The sequence below is a fragment of the Streptomyces sp. SID3343 genome, from assembly GCF_009865215.1.
Classification (GTDB): domain Bacteria; phylum Actinomycetota; class Actinomycetes; order Streptomycetales; family Streptomycetaceae; genus Embleya.
Window position 1 is genome coordinate 1 of sequence record NZ_WWJX01000217.1, and the last position, 19,601, is coordinate 19,601.

The window sequence follows — 19,601 nt, forward strand, 5'->3', positions numbered from 1 at the left end:
AGTGGTGCTTCGCGAGCCGGCTTCTAAAAAACAGTGGTGCTTCGCGAGCCGGCTTCTAGAAAATCAGAGCTCCAGTCGCCCCACCAGGTTGCGGGCCCGTTCCGCCAAATCGGGGCGGACGACGACGTCGTAGCGTGACGCGACGATCTGGCTCGTGGAGATGAAGTCGCGCCGTCCGCCCATCGCCCGGTAGCCCAACCACCCGAACAGCGCACCCGCCGCGATGCCCCAGATCAGGCCCCACAGCACGAGCCACAGCCAACTGTGCGCACGAACCGCGAAGATGCCCAGGAACAGGCCGATCATCAGGCCGAACCACGCCCCACTGGCCGCGCCGGACGCCGCCGCCTTGCCTGCGGTGAGCCGCCCGAGCACGTTCTCGACCATCCGCAGGTCGGCGCCGACGATCGCGGTGTTCTCGACCGGGAACTCGTTGTCGGAGAGGTAGTCGACGGCCCGCTGGGCACCGGCGTAGGCCGTGTAGGAGGCGATGACCTCACCGGTGTTGGCGGTGTCGGGGCCGGGCGCGCCCGCGCCGGGAGGGAGGTTCTGCGAACCGAACATGGTGGTGCCGCCTCACATCGATGCCGTCTGCTTGTTCGACGCGGAGCGTGTACCCGGGGCAAAGGTGACAACACGTGACCGATCGGATGATCAGCGGGCCGCCCGGGCCGCCAGCACCTCGCGCACGGCGTCGGCCACCGCGTCCGGTCGGTCGAGCATCACGAAGTGCGCGGAGTCGTCCAGTACGTCGCACCGCCCCTGCGGCGACAGGTTCGCGAGCGTGCGCAGCGCGCGCACCCATCGAGCCCGCGCGGCCAGGCTCTCGTAGCCGCCCGCGGCGGCCAGTACCCGCAACGGCACGTCGGGCAGCGGCGCGGCCCGGCGCAGGTCGGCCAGTTCGGCGGCGACGTCGAGGTAGGTGGTGTTCTCGGTCAGCGCGGCGGCGAAGAACCGGCCGGAGCCGAACGCGCCGCGCACCCAGCGGGCGTCGGCCACGTCGCGGTGCCGACGCGAGTGGGTGAACAGGACCGACCGGCGAACCCACGGACCCATCGGGCGGCTCAGGCCGCTCGCGCGAATCGCTCCCCCGCCGACCCTGGCCGCCCGTACCCGGGTCGGGCGGGCGGGGCGCGGGCGCGGCCTCTCCTCGTTGCTCGGGTCCACCAGGACCAGGCCCGCGACGCGTTCGGGGAACATTCGCGCGAAACCCTCGGCGTGGAACGCGCCGAGCGAGTGCGCGAGCACGACGTAGGGGCCGGGCAGCGCGAGGGCGTCGGCGAGGGCCGCGATCCGGTCGGCCTCGCGCGCGAGCGTGGGCGGGCGGCGATCGGGCTGTGAGTAGCCCAGGCCGGGGCGGTCGAAGCGAACCACCGTGCAGTCGGGGGCGAGCCGGGTCGTGACGAGGTCCCAGTCGAACCACGCGCCGCCGAGTCCGCTCGTGCAGATCACGACGGGTCCGCTGCCCTCGGTGACCACGTGCAGGGCGGTTCCGTCGACGCGGACGAATTCTCCGGGAGGTACGGGTGCGGAGCGTGCTGCGGCCAAGGTGGGCTCCCCGTCGATGGCGGTTGCGCGTGCCGCCATCATGGGTCGCCCGGGCGCTCACGGACCGCACCGACGCGGCCGCGACGGGCGACGGGGCGGATACCGGACCCGGTTGGCCGCGTCGCGGACGCGGGCGAACCGACGCACCCCGTCGCCGGCGAACCGAGGACGGGGTGCGGGTGCGGGTGCGGGTCGCGGTATGGGTGCGCGGGGGTCCGATCGGGTCAGCCCTTGAGCTTGTAGTCCTCGATCAGTCGGCGGCCGATGATCATCTTCTGGATCTCGGCGGTGCCCTCGCCGATCAACAGCATGGGGGCCTCGCGGTACAGGCGTTCGATCTCGAACTCCTTCGAGAAGCCGTAGCCGCCGTGGATGCGGAACGAGTCCTCGACGACCTCCTTGCAGTACTCCGAGGCCAGGTACTTGGCCATCCCCGCCTCGACGTCGTTGCGCTCGCCCGCGTCCTTCTTGCGCGCCGCCATGATCATCATCTGGTGCGCGGCCTCGACCTTGGTGGCCATCTCGGCGAGCTTGAACTGGATCGCCTGATGCCCGGTCAGCGGCTTGCCGAAGGTCTCGCGCTGCTGCGCGTAGCGGATGCCCAGCTCGAACGCGCGCTGCGCGACCCCGCAGCCGCGCGCGGCCACGTTGACCCGGCCGACCTCGACGCCGTCCATCATCTGGTAGAAGCCCTTGCCGGGCACCCCGCCCAGGATCCGATCGGCCGGCACCCGACAGCCGTCGAACACCATCTCGGTGGTGTCGACGCCCTTGTAGCCCATCTTCTCGATCTTGCCGGGGATGGTCAGGCCCGGGCGCGTCTCGCCGAAGCCGGACTCCTTGTCGATCAGGAACGTGGTCATGTTCCGGTAGACCGACTCCTCGCCCAGCTCGGTCTTGGTGAGCACCGCGACCAGGTTGGCGCTGCCGCCGTTGGTGAGCCACATCTTCTGGCCGTTGAGGACGTAGAACTCGCCGTCGGGCACGGCCTTGGTCTTGATCGCCGAGACGTCGGATCCGCAGTGCGGTTCCGACATCGAGAACGCGCCGCGGATCTCGCCTTCGGCCATCTTCGGCAGGTAGTACGCCTTCTGCTCGTCCGTACCGTGCTGCTTGATCATGTACGCGACGATGAAGTGCGTGTTGATGATCCCCGACACGCTCATCCAGCCGCGCGCGATCTCCTCGACCACGAGCGCGTAGGTCAGCAGCGACTCGCCGAGGCCGCCGTACTCCTCGGGGATCATCAGGCCGAACAGGCCCATGGCCTTCATGCCCTCGACGATCTCCGCCGGGTACTCGTCCTTGTGCTCCAGCTCGGTCGCGACCGGGATGATCTCCTTGTCCACGAACGTGCGGACCGTGGCGAGGATCTCCCGCTGGACGTCGGTGAGTCCATCGGTCTGTGCGAGGCGGCCCATGGGCGGGCGCTCCTTCCGTCTGCGCATGTCCGGGCCCGCTGCTCGAAGGTCCCGGCCACGCTTCTGGTTGAGAGAGTTACCGGGGAGTATCCACGAGCGCGGCGGGTCGCGACAGAGGGGGTCCGTAACGCGGACCGGGTGATATCTGCCGCTCTGTCAGACCACCACTCCGGCCCGCCACACCGTGCGCACGAGCGGTACACCCGGCCGGTAGGCGAGATGGACGTGCGAGGGGGCGTCGAGTTCGACGAGGTCGGCGCGGGCGCCCGGGCGCAGCACCCCCACGTCGTCGCGCCGCAGCGCGCGGGCGCCGCCTGCGGTCGCGGCGTGCAGGGCCTGGTCCGGCGTCATACCCATGTCACGCACGGCGAGCGCGATGCAGAACGGCATCGACGTGGTGAAGCTGGAGCCGGGATTGCAGTCGGTGGACAGCGCGACGTCGACGCCGGCGGCGAACAGGCGCCGGGCGTCGGGGTACACGGCGCGCGTGGAGAACTCGGCGCCCGGGAGCAGCGTGGCCACCGTGTCGCCGGACGCGAGCGCGTCGACGTCGGCATCGGTGAGGTACGTGCAGTGGTCGGCCGAGGCCGCGCCGAGTTCGACGGCGAGTTGTACGCCGGGGCCGGGACCGAGCTGGTTGGCGTGTACGCGCGGGATCAGCCCCTTGCCGATGCCGGCCCGCAGGATCGCGCGGGCCTGGTCGCCGTCGAACGCACCGCGCTCGCAGAACACGTCGACCCAGCGGGCATGCGGCGCGCACGCGTCGAGCATCGGCCCGGTGACCAGGTCGACGTAGCCGGCGGGGTCCTCGGCGTACTCGGGCGCGACGATGTGCGCGCCCAGGTAGGTGACCTCGGGCGTGAACCGCGCCGCGATCCGCAGCGCCCGCTCCTCGTCCTCGACGGTGAGGCCGTAGCCGGACTTGATCTCGATCGTGGTCGTGCCCTGCCGGGCGGCCTCGGCGATCAGCGCGGCCGCGTTGTCCGCGAGCCGCTCGTCGCTCGCGGCCCGGGTGGCGGCGACGGTGGTACGGATGCCGCCGGCCCGATACGCCTGGCCCGACATCCGCGCGTCGAACTCGGCGGTCCGATCCCCCGCGAACACCAGATGCGAGTGCGAGTCCACGAACCCGGGAAACACCGCGCGCCCACCGGCGTCGTAGCGCGTGTCCGCGGCGGGCGCCTCGGCGGCGGCCCCCACCCACGCGATCCGATCGTCGTCGATCACGACCGCGGCCTGCTCGATCACCCCGAGCGGCCCGGCGCCGAGCGCCGAGTCGTTGGTGACGAGCGATCCGATCCCGGTGACGAGCGTGGTGGCCACGCCGGCACATCCCTTCCGTCGTGATGTCGCGGTCGTGGACGCCGATCCGGCGGATCGACGTCCACGCCTGCGAGATCGTTGCTGTGCCGGTCTCGAAACCGTGGGCGGCCGAAAGACTGTGCGGCGCCCACGACAACCTTGCCGGCGACTACGTGCCGAACAGGGCCTGGACGGACGCGTTCAGGCTCTGGGGTACCGCTTCGACCAGTTGGTGTACGCCGTCGGCGACGATGGTGCGGCCCGCGACCATGACGTGGGTGACGTCGGTCGCGGTGGCGGCGAAGACGGCGGATTCGGTGGCCAGGCGCGGGACGGTGCCCGCCATGCGGACCGAGTCGAGCCCGATCGTGGTCAGGTCGGCGAGCGCGCCGGGTTCGATCCGGCCCGCGTCCGACCATCCCAGGGCGCGGTGGCCGGTGGCCGTCGCGTACGCGAGCAGCGCGGCCGACGTGAAGTGGCCGCGGCGGCCGGTGCGCAGGCGTTCGTCGAGTTCGACCGCGCGGGCCTCCTCCAGCAGGTCGATCACCGCCTGACTGTCGCTGCCCAGTGACAACGGCACGCCCGCGCGGGCGAGTTCGCCGGCCGGCCCGATGCCGTCGGCGAGGTCGCGCTCGGTGGTCGGGCACAGACACACGCCCGCGCCGGTGCGGCCGAGCGTGGCCACGTCGGCATCGGTCAGGTGGGTGGCGTGTACCGCCGTCGCGTGCTCGGTCCAGAACCCGTACGAGTCGAGCAGGGCGGTCGGCGTCAGCCCGTGACGGGCTACGCAGGCCGCGTTCTCGGCGGGCTGCTCGGACAGGTGCACGTGGATCGGCACACCCTTGGTGCGGGCGGTCCAGGTCGCGTAGTCGTCCTTCTCGGAGAACGCCCGGACCGAGTGCACCGCCGCGCCGATCCTGGTGTTCTCGTCGCCGCGCAGCGTCGACCAGCGCTCGTACCAGGCGTCGGACGTCTTGTCGCCGAAGCGGCGTTGGACGCCGGCGAGCGGCTGGTAGCCGTCGGCCGCGAGGCCGCCGCGCAGGTAGCACGTGTCCAGGAGGGTCATCCTGATCCCGGCCTGTCGGGCCGCCTCGATCAGTGCGTGGCCCATCGCGTTGGGGTCGTCGTACGGCGTGCCGTCGGGCCCGTGGTGGAGGTAGTGGAACTCGCCCACCGAGGTGATCCCGGCGAGGGCCATCTCCGCGTACACCGCCCGCGCGAGGGCGAGGTAGGTGTCGGGGTCGAGCCGGCCGGCGGCCTGGTACATCCGGTCGCGCCACGTCCAGAAGGTGCCGGCGCCCGCCTGGGTACGGCCGCGCAGCGCGCGGTGGAACGCGTGCGAGTGGGCGTTGGCCAGGCCCGGGACGGTCAGGCCGGGCAGGACGCTCGCGCCGGCCGGGACCGGACGGTCGGGAGTGAGCGTCTCGATCCGGCCGTCGGCGATGGTCAGGACGACGTCGCGCTCGATGCCGGTGCGGGTGTGCACGAGCTCGCACCAGAACTCGGACCGGGTGTCGGAGCGGTCTTCGGACCGGGTCTCGGACCCGTCCTCGGACCGGTGTCGGTCGTCGCTCACGCGCGCTCCTCGCTCATCAGGTCGGCCACCACGTCGGCGAGCGCCTCGACGCCCGCAAGGCAGTCCACCATCTCGGCCGACTCGGCCGGCGAGTGCGACACGCCCGTGGGGTTGCGCACGAACAGCATCGCGGTGGGCACCCGCGCGGACAGGATGCCCGCGTCGTGGCCGGCGCCGGTGGGCAGGATCGGGGCGCCGCCCAGGTGTTTGGCGATCCGGTCGCGCAGGGTGCCCTCGAACTCGACGACGGGCGTGTACGACTCGCGGACGACGTCGACCTCGACACCGTCCCGGCCGCCGCGCTCGGTCGCCGACCGGGTGATCGCGGCGACCAGGTCCTCGAGGGTCGCCTCGTCGGCGGCCCGCGAGTCGAGCCAGCCGCGCACCAGGGACGCGATCGCGTTGGCCGCGCCGGGCTGCGCGTCGACCTTGCCGAAGGTCGCGAGCGCGCCCGCGAGCCGGGCCTGCTTGCGGGCCGCGAGCACGGTGTTGGCGTAGGTGAGCATCGGGTCGTGCCGGTCCGCCAGGCGCGTGGTGCCGGCGTGGTTGGCCTCGCCGCTGAAGTCGAACCGCCACCGCCCGTGCGGCCAGATCGCCGACGCCACGCCGACCGCACGCTCGCGGTGCACGAGATCGCGGCCCTGCTCGACGTGCAGCTCGACGAACGCGCCTATGCGCGCGAGCCGTTCGGGGTCGGCGCCGATCGCGGCCGGGTCGTGCCCGGCGCGCTCCATCGCGTCGCCGAGGAACACCCCGTCGCCGTCCCGCAGTTCGCGGGCCTGATCCGGCGTCAGCACCCCTGCGGACAGACGCGATCCGACGCACGCGACGTTGAACCGGGCGCCCTCCTCGTCGCCGAAGTTGACGACGGCGAGCGGGCGGCCCAGGTGGGTGCCGCGGTCGCGCAGCAGGTCCAGGGCCGCGAACGAGGAGACCACGCCGAGCGGTCCGTCGAACGCACCCCCGTCGGGCACCGAGTCGAGGTGGCTGCCGATGACCACGGCGTCGTTGCCGGGCCCGGTCCACGCCCACTGGTTGCCGTTGCGGTCCTGCTCGTACACCAGGCCGCGTTCCTCGGCCTGTTCGCGAAACCAGGTGCGGCACTCGGTGTCTGCCGCGGTCCACGCAAAGCGCCGGTAGCCGCCGCCGGCGGCGCGACCCACGGGGAGCAGGTCGCGCCACATCGCCTCGAATCCGGTACTCACGCGTCGCCTTCCCGCATCGGCACCCGCACTCCGCGCTCGGCCGCGACCTCGACGGCCGAGTCGTAGCCGGCGTCCACGTGCCGGATCACGCCCATGCCCGGGTCGTTGGTGAGCACGCGGCGGATCTTCTCGCCCGCGAGCGCGGTGCCGTCGGCGACGGTGACCTGACCGGCGTGGATCGAGCGGCCGATGCCCACCCCGCCGCCGTGGTGGATGGACACCCACGAGGCGCCCGAGGCGACGTTGACCATCGCGTTGAGCAGCGGCCAGTCGGCGATCGCGTCGGAGCCGTCGAGCATGGCCTCGGTCTCGCGGTACGGGCTGGCCACCGAACCGCAGTCCAGGTGGTCGCGGCCGATCACGATCGGCGCGGCCAGCTCTCCCGAGGCGACCATGTCGTTGAACTTCGCGCCGGCCTTGTCGCGCTCGCCGTAGCCCAGCCAGCAGATCCGCGCCGGCAGTCCCTGGAAGTGCACCTTTTCCTGCGCGAGTTTGATCCAACGGGCCAGCGACTCGTTCTCGGGGAACAGGTCGAGCACGGCCTTGTCGGTCTTGGCGATGTCACTCGCCTCACCGGAGAGCGCGGCCCAGCGGAACGGGCCCTTGCCCTCGCAGAACAGCGGCCGGATATACGCGGGCACGAAGCCGGGGAAGTCGAACGCCCGGGAATAGCCGGCGAGTTGGGCCTCACCGCGGATCGAGTTGCCGTAGTCGAAGACCTCGGCGCCCTTGTCCTGGAAGCCGACCATCGCCTCGACGTGGCGGGCCATCGACTCGCGTGCGCGGTCGGTGAACTCGGCGGGCTTGGTCCGTGCGTACTCCGCCATGTCGTCGAACTCGACGCCGACGGGCAGGTAGGCGAGCGGGTCGTGGGCCGAGGTCTGGTCGGTGACGATGTCGATCGGCGCGTCCATCGCGAGCAGCTGCGGGACCAGTTCGGCGGCGTTGCCGAGCAGGCCGATCGACAGCGGGCGACGGGCGTCGCGGGCCTCGACGGCGAGGTCGAGGGCGGCCTTGAGGCTCTCCACGCGCACGTCGCAGTAGCCGTGCTCGATCCGGCGGTCGATCCGCGACGGGTCGCAGTCGATACAGATCACCACGCCGCCGTTCATGGTCACCGCGAGCGGCTGCGCGCCGCCCATGCCGCCGAGCCCGGCGGTCAGCGTGATCGTGCCTTCCAGCGTGCCGTTGAAACGCTTGGCGGCGACGGCGGCGAAGGTCTCGTAGGTGCCCTGGAGGATGCCCTGCGTGCCGATGTAGATCCACGACCCGGCGGTCATCTGGCCGTACATGGTCAGGCCCGCCGACTCCAGCCGGCGAAACTCCTCCCAGTTGGCCCAGTCGGGCACCAGGTTGGAGTTGGCGATCAGCACCCGCGGGGCCCACTCGTGGGTCTGCATGACACCGACGGGGCGACCCGACTGGACGAGCAGCGTCTCGTCCTGCCCCAGCGTGGTGAGCGTGCGCGTGATCGCCTCGAAGGAGCGCCAGTCGCGCGCGGCCTTGCCGGTGCCGCCGTACACGACGAGCTTGTCGGGGTGCTCGGCCACCTCGGGATCGAGGTTGTTCATGAGCATCCGCAGGGCGCCCTCCTGCTGCCAGCCCCGAGTGGTCAAGGTCGTACCGCGCGACGCGCGAATCTCGCGCGGTCCTGCGGAGGTGTCCGACATGGCGGCGCCCCTTCTCCTGTATTCGCGTCTCTGTATGGAAACATTCAACAGCTTCGAGAGTGAATCTATCTGTTCTCTCGGGTTCGGCCAAGAGTCGGGGCCGGGGAACCGTCGTGACGTGGACCATTCGGCGTCTTTTGCCGTGATCCGCGATCACCGGGGGCAGCGCTCGGGTAGCCGGGTGCCATGGATTTGCAGCAGGTGCTCTGGATGCTGACGGCACTGGGCGCGTTCGTGGCGTTCGCGAGTCTGGTCATGCTCGCGCGCGGACGCGGGCGCGAACCGGGCGTGGTGGCGCTGGTCGTGCTGATCGGCGCGCTGTTGTGCGTGGGCGGGTTCCTGCTGAGCAGTCCGCGCTACCGGGACACGTCGCTGATCGCGGCCGGCGCGGCGGCGGCGGGGGCGGTCGCGGCGCTCGCGGCGTCGTCGATGCGGCCGGTCCGGCCGGCCCGGCGTCGTCGGGGGGAGGCGGATGCGGCCTCGGAGCAGCCGGTTTCGCCGCATCCGGGGTCTGAGCGGTAGGCGCCGGCGGCGGGCGGGTGTCGGGGCGTACGGCCGTCGATCGGGTGTAGCGATGGGCAATACAGCCAGGGTGGGCGTACGGCCGTCGTCAGGCGTCGAAGAGGCCGCGTTCGCCGGCCTGGCGTTCGAATTCCTCCAGGCGGGCCTGGGCCGTCGCCGGGGCGATGTCGCACATGGCCTGGAGCAGGATCTGGCCCATCAGGATCGGCGCGCCGTACGAGTCGAAGACCAGCTGTGAACCGACGCCGGCCGGCAGGACCGCGTCGGACAGCACCGCCGGGGGCGCGAACGGACTGTCGGTGACCGTCACGATGTCGAAGCCGAACTCCCGGGCGACCTTGAGCCCCTCCGTCAACTCGCGTGGGTAGCGCGGCAGCGCGAAGCACAGCAAGGCCGTCGCGCCGGCCGCGCGGGCCTGGTCGAGCCGGTCCACGAGCTGCGAGCCGCCCTCGTCGATCACCCGCACCTCGGGCAACACCTTGGCCGCGAAGTAGCCGAACCCGCGCGCGGGCGCCATGCCGGTCCGCAGGCCGAGCACGACGAGCGGGCGCGACGGTGCGAGCAGCGCGGCGGCGCGGGCGATCGGGCCCGGGTCGGCGAGTTGCTCGGCGAGCCGGGTGAGGTTGGCGATCTCGGCGTGCACGGCGCCGACGTACTCGTTGCGGTCCACCTCGGTGGCCGACTCGGGCGTGGTCGGCAGCCCCAGCTCGCGCAGGTGTCGGCGCAGCGCGGGATAGCCGTCGAAGCCGAGCGCGACGGCGAACCGGGTCACCGACGGCTGACTGACCCCGGCGAGCTGCGCGACCTCGACGCTGGACAGGAACACCGCCTCGCCGGCGTGGCGCACCAGGCAGTGCGCGATGCGGCGCTGGGTGGGGGTGAGTCGGTGCCGCTCGAACAGTGCGAGCAGGCGGGCGGAAGGACTCGCGTCGGTGTCGCCCACTCGGTCGCATCTCCTTGCTGAACGCTGAACAGGGCTGATGGGTGCTGATGGCTGTCGACGGATGTCGATGGGTGTGCCGGATGTTGCCGGGTGTTGCCGGGTGTTGCCGGGATTCGGTGCCGGCCGGCGAGGGCCGATCGAGATCGGTCCGGGCCGGCCTGTCGGACGCCTCTTCGGTCCGCCGGGCGACGGACCGAAGAGGTTATCCTGCCAAACCTGATGAAACGTCAGGCCAGTTGGCCGGCTGTCGAGACGGCGGCCTCGACGACGCCGCCGGTGCGCACGAACTCCTCCGCGGCGGCCAGGTCGGGAGCCAGGAAGCGGTCCGGGCCGACACCCTCGGAGCCGGCCGCGCGCAGCGCCGCGATCACCGCGGCCGTGGCGGGGGCGGGGGTACCCAGGCCCGCGGCGACGCGCATGTCCAGGGCGCGGGCGGCCGTGGTCAGCTCGATCGCCAGGATGCGGGTCAGGTTGTCGATCGAGGTGCGCAGCTTGCGGGCCGCGCTCCAGCCCATCGAGACATGGTCCTCCTGCATCGCCGAACTGGGAATCGAGTCGGCGGACGCGGGCATCGCGAGCCGCTTGCACTCGGACACGAGCGCGGCCTGCGTGTACTGCGCGATCATCAGTCCCGAGTCGACGCCCGGGTCGTCCGCGAGAAACGCGGGCAGGCCGTGCGAACGGGACGGGTCGAGCAGGCGGTCGGTACGCCGCTCGGCGATCGAGCCGAGGTCGGCCACCGCGACCGCGAGGAAGTCGAGCACGTAACCGACGGGCGCGCCGTGGAAGTTGCCGTTGGACTCGATCCGGCCGTCCTCCAGGATGACCGGGTTGTCGACGGCGGCGGCCAGTTCGCGGTCCGCGACCGTGAGCGCGTGGGCGAGGGTGTCGCGGCCGGCCCCGGCGACCTGCGGCGCGCAGCGCACCGAATAGGCGTCCTGGACGCGCGGCGCGGCGTCCTGGTGGTGGCCGGTCAGCGCGGAGCCTTCGAGCACGCGCAGCATGTTGGCGGCGCTCGCGGCCTGACCCGGGTGCGGGCGGATCGCGTGCAGCGCGGGGTCCAGGACGCGGGAGGTGCCGAGCAGGGCCTCCATCGTCATCGCGGCGGTGATGTCGGCGGTGGTGAACAGGCGGGCGAGGTCGGCCCCGGCCATCAGCAGCATGCCGAGCATGCCGTCGGTGCCGTTGATGAGGGCCAGGCCCTCCTTCTCCTTGAGCTCCACCGGGGCGATGCCGGCCTCGGCGAGCAGTTCGGCGCCGGGTCGCGCCACGCCGTCGGGGCCCGCGGCCTCGCCCTCGCCGGTGAGGACGAGCGCGCAGTGCGCGAGCGGCGCGAGGTCGCCGCTGCACCCGAGCGAGCCGAACTCGCGTACGACCGGGGTGATGTGGGCGTTGAGCAGCGCGGCCATGGTCTGCGCGACTATCGGCCGCACCCCGGTGTGACCCGAGCACAGCGTCTTCAGCCGCAGCAGCATGAGCGCGCGCACGACCTCGGTCTCCACCTGCGCCCCCATGCCCGCCGCGTGCGAGCGCACGAGCGAGTGCTGAAGGCGCGTACGCAGTTCGGGGCTGATGTGCCGGACGGCGAGCGCGCCGAATCCGGTGGACACCCCGTACACCGGCTCGGTGCGGGCGGCGAGGGCGTCGACGACCGCGCGCGACGTCGCCATCGCCTTGATCGCGGTCTCGGACAGTTCGACGCGGGCACCGGCGCGGGCCACCGCGAGGACGTCACGCGGGGACATGCCGGCTTCGCCGACCAGGACTACAGCGGGAGTGGCGTGCAGATCGTTATTCACTCGAACATTATGTGCATGGATTTCGACAAAGCCAGTGCGGCTACCGTTCGAGGGAGGCGGCTGCGGTTCGAGCGGCCGAAGCAAGCGCAACAGCGTCAAGAACGTACGGAAAGGCAGTGCCGTGGGTCGAGTCACCTCTCGCCACAAGATCCTGCGTCTGGACGGCGACACCCCCGCCGTACTCCGCACGGACACGCTCGTCGCCGAGGAGCCGCTCGACATCCGTATCGGCGGTCGCACGATCACCGTCACGATGCGCACGCCGGGCCACGACTTCGACCTGGTGGCGGGCTTTTTGGCGGCGGAGGGCGTGGTCGCCGCGGCCGAGGACCTGAACGCGATGCGCTACTGCGCGGGCACCGACGAAGAGGGCCACAACACCTACAACGTGGTCGACGCGGTTCTCGCCCCGCACGTCCCCGCCCCCGATCCGGGGTTGATGCGCGGCGTGTGGACGTCGAGCGCGTGCGGGATCTGCGGCAGCACCGGCATCGACGGGCTGCGGAAGATGTCGCGCTTCGACGTGCGCGCGGACCCGGTCCGAGTCGACGCCGAGGTGCTGTACGCGCTGCCGGACCGGCTGCGGGCGGCCCAGAAGGTCTTCGCCAGCACGGGCGGCCTGCACGCGGCGGGCCTGTTCACCGCCGACGGCGACATGGTCTGCGTGCGCGAGGACGTGGGCCGGCACAACGCGGTGGACAAGGTCGTGGGCTGGGCGCTGCGCGAGGGGTTGCTGCCGCTGACCGGGCACGTCCTGATGGTCAGTGGACGAGCCTCGTTCGAGCTGACCCAGAAGGCGGCGATGGCGGGTATCCCGATGATGGCCGCGGTCTCCGCCCCATCGGGCCTCGCGGTGGACCTGGCCGCGGACGCGGGCGTCACCCTGGTCGGCTTCCTGCGCGGCCGATCGGCGAACGTGTACAGCCACCAGGAGCGCGTGGCGACCGCGAGGCACGAGACGCCGAACTAGCCCGACCGGCGCCGCAAGTCGGCCACCTTGGCACCTGCGACCAACCGCTCGACCAGCACCGACTCGGTGACGGCCGCCGCCTGTCTGCGCGCCCGGCACGACGCCGGGGCACGCCCGACATGCCGGTCGTACCGGCCCGGATGGCCTTGGTCGGCTTTCCCCCCTCGGCTGCGATCCGCCGCACCGCGGGCCGGCGCCGCCTCGACGGTTCCCGCGCACGTCAGGAGGGGCGGGCAACCGCCCAGGCCGCCTCGATCATGCGGAAGATCTCGTCCACCGCGGCATCCGGATCGGCCGCCTCACGGGCCAGCGAATGGGCGTCGACCACGAACCTGGCGATCGCCCGGCAGGCCGGAGGAATCGGTGACAGATCGAGATCGGCGGCGATGGCCCTCGCCAGCGACTCCGCGTGGCGCAGCCTCATCGATTCCTCGTACTCCCGCAGGGCGGGCGTTTCGTCGATCATGCGCCAGATCGGCACGGCACCGTCCGCCGTGCAATGCCGCACCAGGGCCAGCATCTCGTGGCGCAGCGCGGGGATGAGCGGCTCGTCCGGCGCCCGGCGGGCGACCGCGTGCGCGAGGCGGTGCTCGAAGTCCTCGTCCTGTTCGAACACCAGCGCCTCTTTGGAGGCGAAGTGGGCGAAGAGCGTGGTGACGGCCACGTCGGCCTCGGCGGCCACCTCACGGATGCCCACCGCGTCGTATCCGCGTTCCAGAAAGAGCCGCAGGGCGGTGTCGGCGATGTTCTGGCGGGTCGCGGCCTTCTTGCGCTCACGGCGGCCGGTCGGCACGGTCATGCCTTGATGCTATCAGGTACAAAGCCGCAGCCGTTCGGAAACACTAACGGTTAGTGCTACGGTCTTCGGTATGAAGAAAGTGAGCTTCGCCGAGTTCGGCGGTCCGGACGTTCTGCAACTCATAGACGCCGAGGAGCCCCACGCGGGCCCCGGTCAGGTACGCATCGCCGTGCGGGCGGCGGGCGTGAACCCCGTCGACTGGCGGGTTCGTGAAGGCCAGGTCCTGGGGGCCCACCCGACCCGGTTGCCCTCCGGGGTCGGACTGGACGCCTCGGGGGTGGTGGACGAGGTCGGCGAGGGCGTCGAAGGGGTCGAGGTCGGCGACCGGGTGTTCGGCGAAGGCGCAAGCACCTACGCCGAGTTCGCGGTGCTGTCGGCCTGGGCCTTGATACCCGAGGGCCTGACGTTCGAAGAGGCGGCCGGCTACCCCTCCGTGGTGGAGACCGCGCTGCGCATCATCCGCGAGGTCGGCGTGCGACCCGGACAGACGCTGCTGGTCAGCGGTGCGTCCGGGGGAGTCGGATCCGCCGTGCTGCAGATCGCCCGCGACCGCAACGTCACGGTGATCGGTACGGCCGGGGCCGCGAACCAGGACTACCTGCGCAGCCTGGGCGCCGTCGCCACGACGTACGGCGAGGGCTGGGTCGAGCGGGTACGGCAACTCGGCCGGGTCGACGCGGCCCTCGATCTGGCCGGCTCGGACGTGATCCGCGAACTCGTCGAACTGACCGGGGATCCGCACAAGGTGATCTCCATCGCCGACCTGGACGCACCCAAGCTCGGCGTCCGATTCTCCGGTGTCGCCGGCAGCGTGCCGGACGCACTCACCGAGGCCGTCGACCTCATCACCCGGGGAAAGCTCCACATCCCGGTCGAGAAGTCGTACACCCTCACCGAGGCCGCGGCAGCCCACGCCGACAGCCACGCCGGCCACACGCGCGGGCGCCGGGTCATCGTCGTCTGACCTGCTTCCGGCCCGGTCGCACGGCCCGACAGGCCGAGCCTCCGGGTCGGCGGCGGCAAACGCGCTTCCCACCTCCCACCTCCCGCCGCCGAGTCCGTGCCGGGCGAAGACACCGCAGGCCCTCGATCCGTCGGGTATGTCCGGCTGCGCGTGGTGTCCTCGGGCGAGGCGGTGGGCCGGTTCGTCGTTGGTCCGGTGTCCTTCATGCGGTCGCGCGGGACCGATCGAGGGCGTCGCGGCGCAGTGGATCGCAGACGGTCGGCCCGGGGGTGGGGCGTCATGGGCCGGCTGTGACGGCCGGTGCGAACACTGTTTGGCCGGACGAGCCCGGGAAGCCGGTGGCCCTGCTCCGAGAGGGGGATCGGCTGTGCTCCGGGTGTCGGGCTCAGTCCGGTAGGGACGCGCCGCCCGTCAGGGCCACCGCTACCAACGCGCGTAGGACCGGGGCCAGGCCCGTGACGCTCAGGCTCAGGTCGTCGGCGTAGATCTCGACCAGCCAGCCGCCTGCCGCGTTGCCGCCACCTGCGGCGACCATGGCCTTGTAGCCGCCGACCAGGAGCAGGTCCTCCTCGGCCGGGTCGGTGCCCGGGTCGCCGAGTTCGGCGACGAAGCTGCCGCCTTGGACCGCGTCGGCGGTGGCGGGGTAGTGGGCGAGGTCGTATTCGGCGACGACCGATTCGTAGCGTGAGCCGGATCGGCTCTGGACGCCGGTGAGTCGGTGGATGGAGTAGCGCACCGTGCGCAGCACTCGGCCGCCCGGCGGCAGGTAGGACACCCACCACGCGACACCGTCGAGCATCCGCGCGAAGGTGTCGGCGACGATCTCCAGCCGGCCGAGGGTGTCCGCGCGATGCACGCTCTTGGGTTCGCGCTCGTCGAGCACGGCGAGGACCGCCGCGAGCAGTCGGCCCGGTTCCGCGTTGTGCAGTGCGCCGCGGAAGCGGCGGCGGTCGCGGTGCGGGCCGGGGCTGTCGGCCTCCTCCTGGGCCTCGCGGGCCAGGCTCAGGGTGGGGTCGGGCTGCTGGCCGCGGCCGGCCACGACCGGGCGGGTCGAGCGGGAGCCCTTGGCGCGATACTGCGCCGCGTCGGCGAGCCGGAACAGGCGGTCGGCGCTGGTCACCGGGCCGACCGGGTCGCCGGTGGAGGCAACGCCGCACGCGACGCCCTCGCCGTCGTGCATGCGCAGCGCGCGTCGGCACAGTTCCTCGGCGACCACGACCACGTCGTCGGGCGGGATGCCCTCGGCCAACACACAGAACTCGTCGCCGCCGAGCCGCGCGGCCATCGCGCCGGGCAGCATCGCGCCGCACGCGGAGAGTTGGTCGGCGAAGCGCTCCAGGAGGCGGTCGCCCACGTCGTGACCGCGCTCGTCGTTGAGCCGCTTGAGGCCGTTGACGTCGCACACGATCAGGCTGACCACCGACCCGTCGCGATAGTGCCGGGCCATCGCCTCGTCGAGCCGGGCGTCGATCGCCCGGCGATTGGCCAGGCCCGTCAGCGGGTCGGTGAAGGCGAGCTTCTCGATCCGCTCGAAGTGTTCGGCCTGCGCGAGCCCGGCGGAGATCTGCGCGGCGAGCACGCCCGCGAACTCGGCGTCGACGGGCTCGAAGCGCGGCTGGTCGGATCGGCGGGCGAGGTACAGCTCGCCCCACACCCGACCCTCGACCATGATCGGCGCCACCATGCAGTCGTGCCGCCCCCGGCGCAGCATCGCCGCGACCCGCTCGGGGTCGCGCTCGTGCTCGGGGTCGTCGACGCAGCGCGACCACGTGGTCGGCCATGCGTCCGACTCGATGATCTCGGGGAAGTCGGTGACGGCGTACGTCTCGGCGTCCGGATGCGGTTCCTCGCCCTCGGCGAGTTCGCCGTCGTTGACCAGGACCCGCAGGCGTCCGGAGTCGCGCTCCCACACCGAGATCGACGCGTGCGCGGCGCCCATCGCGAGCCGGGCCTGGGTCGCGGAGGCGTGCACCACCTCGGAGAAGTGGTGCGTGGTGGCGAGCGTCTTGGCGAGGTGGATGATCGCGTGCAGCCTGCGCGCGGCATCGGGGCCCTCGACGAGGGCGACCGGGTCCGGACACGTGTCGCCCGGTGCCCCGGGCAGATCGCCGGGCACGTCGCGGGCATCGCCGTGGTCCGGTACGTTTCCGGGCGGGTCGGCATCGGGTCGCGGAACTACTTTCCCCACCCCCAATCCACCAGAGTCCCCAGAGGATATGTCATGTATTGCCCGATTAACGGCAACGTGCACCCGCGTCATGCCGCCACCTCAACGGGTCGCTGTTCGCGTGCGTTCCTGATGTGGGTCCCGGGCAGTCCACGAGCGTGGCCCGAGCCCTCGCGTACGGGCCCCGCGGCCCGCTCTCATGAGCGAAGCGCTTGTATACCCCGTCTTCGCGTCCTGGGCACATTACTCCTGTGTCCCGTACTCGCAACGCCGCGTGTGCGGGTCGTCGCGCGGGGGCCCGGAGGTGCGTGGGGCGGGTGCTTTTCGTTCGCGCCGCTACCGCGGCTTCCCTTGGGGGGACAGGCTGCGGTTTTGCCTTCGGCGGCGGTTTCGGACCGGCCCGTGGGCCCACCGCACGCACCGTCGAGGGGTCCCGGGAAGTCGGTGGGGGGAGTACGGTCTCGGGCACTGATTCGAAGGAGCGACGCGTGCCCACTCTTTCCGTCATCGCCGCGATCGACATACCGGCCGCCCGGGTCTGGGAGGTCGTCGGGGATTTCGAGGACCCGTCCGCGTGGTACCCGTGGCCGGTCGAGGAACACACCAAGGACGAGCGGGTGGTTCGCGGCCCCGACGGGTCGACCGTGCGCGAACGGCTGCTCGCGCACGACCACGCCTCGACCGGCCACACTCCGCAGTACTACGCGTACGAGGTCCTCGACGGCACGCCCCTCGTCGGCCGGCTGAGCGTGGAGTCGATCGCCGGCGGCACGATGTGTCTGGTCGCGTGGTCGGTACGGTTCGACAGCTCGCCGGACGAACAACTCCCGGCCCTGCGCGCCCTCGAACACGGCGTCATGCGCCCGGCGCTGCGCACCCTGCGGGCGGCCTTCGCCTGACCGGTCGAGCAGCCTTCGCGTGACCGGTCGAGCGCGCTCTTGCCGTCGGGGGCGTGTCGCTACTGCGGTACGGGTGCGCCGGGGCGGCACACGGTCCACGGTTCGACCAGGCCCAAGCCGCGCACCGGGCGGCGCCACATCGGGTGCAGCTCGAAGCGGTCGTCGCCCTCCAGGGCCGCGGCCAGCTCGCGATCGACCACCACGGCGTCCTTGGGGCTGAGCGCGGTGAGCCTGCTGGCGAGGTTGACGGTCGTACCGAACACGTCGCCCATCCGGGACAGCACGTGGCCGTACGCGATCCCCACCCGCAGCGCGGGCAGGATCTCCTCCTGGGCCATCGCCTCGACCAGGCGCAGCCCCAGTTCGACCGCCGAGTCCGGCGAGAACGTCACGAACAACACCTCGTCGCCGAGCGTCTTGACCAGGCGCCCGCCCTGCTCGGCGATGACGTCGACGGCGGTGTCCTCGAAGGTCTGCACGAGGCGGCCGAGCTCGGCCTCCTCCAGGTTGCGCGACAGGCGGGTGAAGCCGACCAGGTCGGCGAAGCCGACGGCGAGCGACTGGCCCACGGTCTGGCTGTCGGCGAGGCCCTGCATCGCGCGCGAACTGGCGGCGGCGAGGTGCCGGCGCCAGGCGTAGATGACCAGTGGTTCGAGTTCGAGCATGACATCGCCGGCCGCCGTGACCGCCGCCTCGGAGCGGCTCCCGGTGAGCTCGTTGCCGATGTATTCCACCCACGCCTCGGTCTGCCACTCGGCGAAGCGCGCCATGGTCTGGCCGACCGAGCGGACGAACTGGGCCGCAACGGGGGCGGGCAGCAGTCCGGAGTCGGTCAGGTCCTGGAGGTGCTTGAGCGCCTCGACGTCGGCGTCGGTGAACGCGCGGGCCGGCCCGAAGTCGGCGAAGCCCAGGCCGCGCCACAGCTTGCGGGCCTCGTCGAGCGGTACGCCGACCAGATCGGCGACCTGACCGGACGTGTAGCGGCGGGGCGCCCCGAGGACGACCTGCTCGACGTCGGCGATCGTGCTGTTGACGGCCTCGACGTCGGCCAGGTCGGGCAGGGGGTGCTGATCGGCCGCTTCGATTCCGGCGCCCGCGCCGGTCTCCACGCGGGTCCGTTCCTCGGGCATGTGGCTCCACCGGGGGTGCGAAGGATGGATCTCGTCGAAGCCACACTACGTGTCGGGTGTCACAAAGGTTCCGGGTCGGCCACCGTGAGCCGATTCTCGCGACCGCTCGCGGCCCGTTCGACCAGGACCATGAGCTCGCTTTGCAGCCGCGCGGCGTGCGGCAGACCGGGCAGTTCGAGCCGATCGCGATCCGATACGGGGACCAGCACGAGGGTGCCGGCGCCGAGCATCCGGTCGATCAGCGATTCGTGCTCGACGAATACGTCGGACACACGCACGAAGGGGACCACGCGGACCTCGTGGGTCAGCGTGCCGGTGCGCAGGGTGAGGCGGTCGGCGGACACGGCGTACAGGGTGCCGAGCCACGCCAGCCAGGGGGTGACGCTCCAGCGGAGCAGCGCCACCAGGCCGGCCAGGAGCACCACGGGTTGCAGCCAACCGCCGGCGGCTCCCGGCGGGGCGAGGGCGGCCATGAAGCCGGTGACCGCGGTGACGCCGAACAGGATCGCGACCGGGCGGATCAGGTGCTTCCAGTGTGGGCGGACCGTGAACAGGGCCTCGTCCTCGAAACCGGCATCTGTGAACACCGCGCCTCCTCCGCCGTTTTGCGAATTGTGGCGCGGAGTGGGGGTGGCGGCACGGAGCCACGCGGGGCGGTGGTTGGGGTTGTGGGGTTGGGGGTTGGG

The 19,601-nt window shown here is 71.9% G+C and carries 17 protein-coding genes; 4 read left to right on the top strand and 13 right to left on the bottom strand.

Annotated elements, in window-relative coordinates; all coding sequences use genetic code 11:
• Positions 1-63 precede the first annotated feature (63 nt).
• From GT354_RS07670 to hutU, 7 genes are all read right to left on the bottom strand, one after another.
• The gene (locus GT354_RS07670) at positions 64-564 is read right to left on the bottom strand and encodes a general stress protein (RefSeq protein WP_161355496.1); all 501 of its coding nucleotides are present in this window, start codon (positions 562-564) and stop codon (positions 64-66) included.
• A 90-nt stretch (positions 565-654) separates the two neighbouring features.
• On the bottom strand, positions 655-1,548 hold the full coding sequence (locus GT354_RS07675; protein ID WP_237534480.1) for an alpha/beta hydrolase: 894 nt from the start codon (positions 1,546-1,548) through the stop codon (positions 655-657).
• Positions 1,549-1,772: 224 nt separating this feature from the next.
• Positions 1,773-2,969: an acyl-CoA dehydrogenase family protein gene (locus GT354_RS07680; protein ID WP_161355498.1), complete on the bottom strand. Its 1,197-nt coding sequence runs from the start codon at positions 2,967-2,969 to the stop codon at positions 1,773-1,775.
• Between the two features lie 156 nt (positions 2,970-3,125).
• Complete coding sequence (gene hutI / locus GT354_RS07685; protein ID WP_161355499.1) at positions 3,126-4,292, bottom strand: imidazolonepropionase; 1,167 nt, start codon at positions 4,290-4,292, stop codon at positions 3,126-3,128.
• Between the two features lie 148 nt (positions 4,293-4,440).
• Positions 4,441-5,847, bottom strand: a complete 1,407-nt coding sequence (locus GT354_RS07690; RefSeq protein WP_161355500.1) for a formimidoylglutamate deiminase — start codon at positions 5,845-5,847, stop codon at positions 4,441-4,443.
• Entirely contained in the window at positions 5,844-7,031 is a 1,188-nt protein-coding gene (locus GT354_RS07695) for an allantoate amidohydrolase (protein ID WP_161355510.1), read from the bottom strand. Before GT354_RS07695 ends, GT354_RS07690 begins: the two co-directional genes overlap by 4 nt.
• Positions 7,032-7,048: 17 nt before the next feature.
• Positions 7,049-8,722: a urocanate hydratase gene (hutU, locus tag GT354_RS07700; RefSeq protein WP_161355501.1), complete on the bottom strand. Its 1,674-nt coding sequence runs from the start codon at positions 8,720-8,722 to the stop codon at positions 7,049-7,051.
• A 186-nt stretch (positions 8,723-8,908) separates the two neighbouring features.
• Between hutU and GT354_RS07705 the strand changes: the two genes are divergently transcribed.
• Positions 8,909-9,244, top strand: coding sequence for a hypothetical protein (locus GT354_RS07705; protein ID WP_161355502.1), 336 nt, complete (start codon positions 8,909-8,911; stop codon positions 9,242-9,244).
• A gap of 88 nt (positions 9,245-9,332) precedes the next feature.
• Here GT354_RS07705 and GT354_RS07710 read toward each other — a convergent pair whose 3' ends face one another.
• Complete coding sequence (locus tag GT354_RS07710) at positions 9,333-10,187, bottom strand: MurR/RpiR family transcriptional regulator (RefSeq protein ID WP_161355503.1); 855 nt, start codon at positions 10,185-10,187, stop codon at positions 9,333-9,335.
• A gap of 227 nt (positions 10,188-10,414) precedes the next feature.
• A complete protein-coding gene (gene hutH, locus GT354_RS07715) occupies positions 10,415-11,986 on the bottom strand; it encodes a histidine ammonia-lyase (protein ID WP_346011909.1) in 1,572 nt (523 codons plus the stop codon).
• A 121-nt stretch (positions 11,987-12,107) separates the two neighbouring features.
• On the opposite strand from hutH, the gene fdhD reads away from it, so the two are divergent.
• Complete coding sequence (fdhD, locus tag GT354_RS07720) at positions 12,108-12,956, top strand: formate dehydrogenase accessory sulfurtransferase FdhD (RefSeq protein ID WP_161355504.1); 849 nt, start codon at positions 12,108-12,110, stop codon at positions 12,954-12,956.
• 220 nt (positions 12,957-13,176) lie between these two features.
• Here the strand turns inward: fdhD and GT354_RS07725 are convergent, their stop codons facing one another.
• Positions 13,177-13,755 (bottom strand): TetR/AcrR family transcriptional regulator, encoded by a 579-nt coding sequence (locus tag GT354_RS07725; RefSeq protein ID WP_161355505.1) that lies wholly within the window; start codon positions 13,753-13,755, stop codon positions 13,177-13,179.
• A gap of 70 nt (positions 13,756-13,825) precedes the next feature.
• Here GT354_RS07725 and GT354_RS07730 point away from each other — a divergent pair, with 70 nt between their 5' ends.
• A complete protein-coding gene (locus GT354_RS07730) occupies positions 13,826-14,719 on the top strand; it encodes an NADP-dependent oxidoreductase (RefSeq protein WP_161355506.1) in 894 nt (297 codons plus the stop codon).
• 385 nt (positions 14,720-15,104) lie between these two features.
• Here the strand turns inward: GT354_RS07730 and GT354_RS56395 are convergent, their stop codons facing one another.
• Positions 15,105-16,835 carry a diguanylate cyclase gene (locus GT354_RS56395; protein ID WP_346011910.1) on the bottom strand — a complete coding sequence of 577 codons (1,731 nt, stop codon included), beginning with the start codon at positions 16,833-16,835 and terminating at the stop codon, positions 15,105-15,107.
• Positions 16,836-17,374: 539 nt separating this feature from the next.
• On the opposite strand from GT354_RS56395, the gene GT354_RS56400 reads away from it, so the two are divergent.
• Entirely contained in the window at positions 17,375-17,785 is a 411-nt protein-coding gene (locus tag GT354_RS56400) for an SRPBCC family protein (protein WP_161355507.1), read from the top strand.
• A 59-nt stretch (positions 17,786-17,844) separates the two neighbouring features.
• Here the strand turns inward: GT354_RS56400 and GT354_RS07745 are convergent, their stop codons facing one another.
• Together GT354_RS07745 and GT354_RS07750 are read right to left on the bottom strand one after the other, a co-directional pair.
• Positions 17,845-18,915: an adenylate/guanylate cyclase domain-containing protein gene (locus GT354_RS07745; protein WP_161355508.1), complete on the bottom strand. Its 1,071-nt coding sequence runs from the start codon at positions 18,913-18,915 to the stop codon at positions 17,845-17,847.
• Between the two features lie 59 nt (positions 18,916-18,974).
• On the bottom strand, positions 18,975-19,601 hold a 627-nt coding region (locus tag GT354_RS07750; protein ID WP_237534482.1), incomplete at its 5' end, for a PH domain-containing protein.

Coding starts and splice junctions, on each gene's coding strand:
- GT354_RS07670 (WP_161355496.1), bottom strand. CDS start 564: ATGTTCGGTTCGCAGAACCTCCCTCCCGGCGCGGGCGCGCCCGGCCCC.
- GT354_RS07725 (WP_161355505.1), bottom strand. CDS start 13,755: ATGACCGTGCCGACCGGCCGCCGTGAGCGCAAGAAGGCCGCGACCCGC.
- GT354_RS07680 (WP_161355498.1), bottom strand. CDS start 2,969: ATGGGCCGCCTCGCACAGACCGATGGACTCACCGACGTCCAGCGGGAG.
- GT354_RS07705 (WP_161355502.1), top strand. CDS start 8,909: ATGGATTTGCAGCAGGTGCTCTGGATGCTGACGGCACTGGGCGCGTTC.
- GT354_RS07745 (WP_161355508.1), bottom strand. CDS start 18,915: ATGCCCGAGGAACGGACCCGCGTGGAGACCGGCGCGGGCGCCGGAATC.
- GT354_RS07695 (WP_161355510.1), bottom strand. CDS start 7,031: ATGTGGCGCGACCTGCTCCCCGTGGGTCGCGCCGCCGGCGGCGGCTAC.
- GT354_RS07730 (WP_161355506.1), top strand. CDS start 13,826: ATGAAGAAAGTGAGCTTCGCCGAGTTCGGCGGTCCGGACGTTCTGCAA.
- hutU (WP_161355501.1), bottom strand. CDS start 8,722: ATGTCGGACACCTCCGCAGGACCGCGCGAGATTCGCGCGTCGCGCGGT.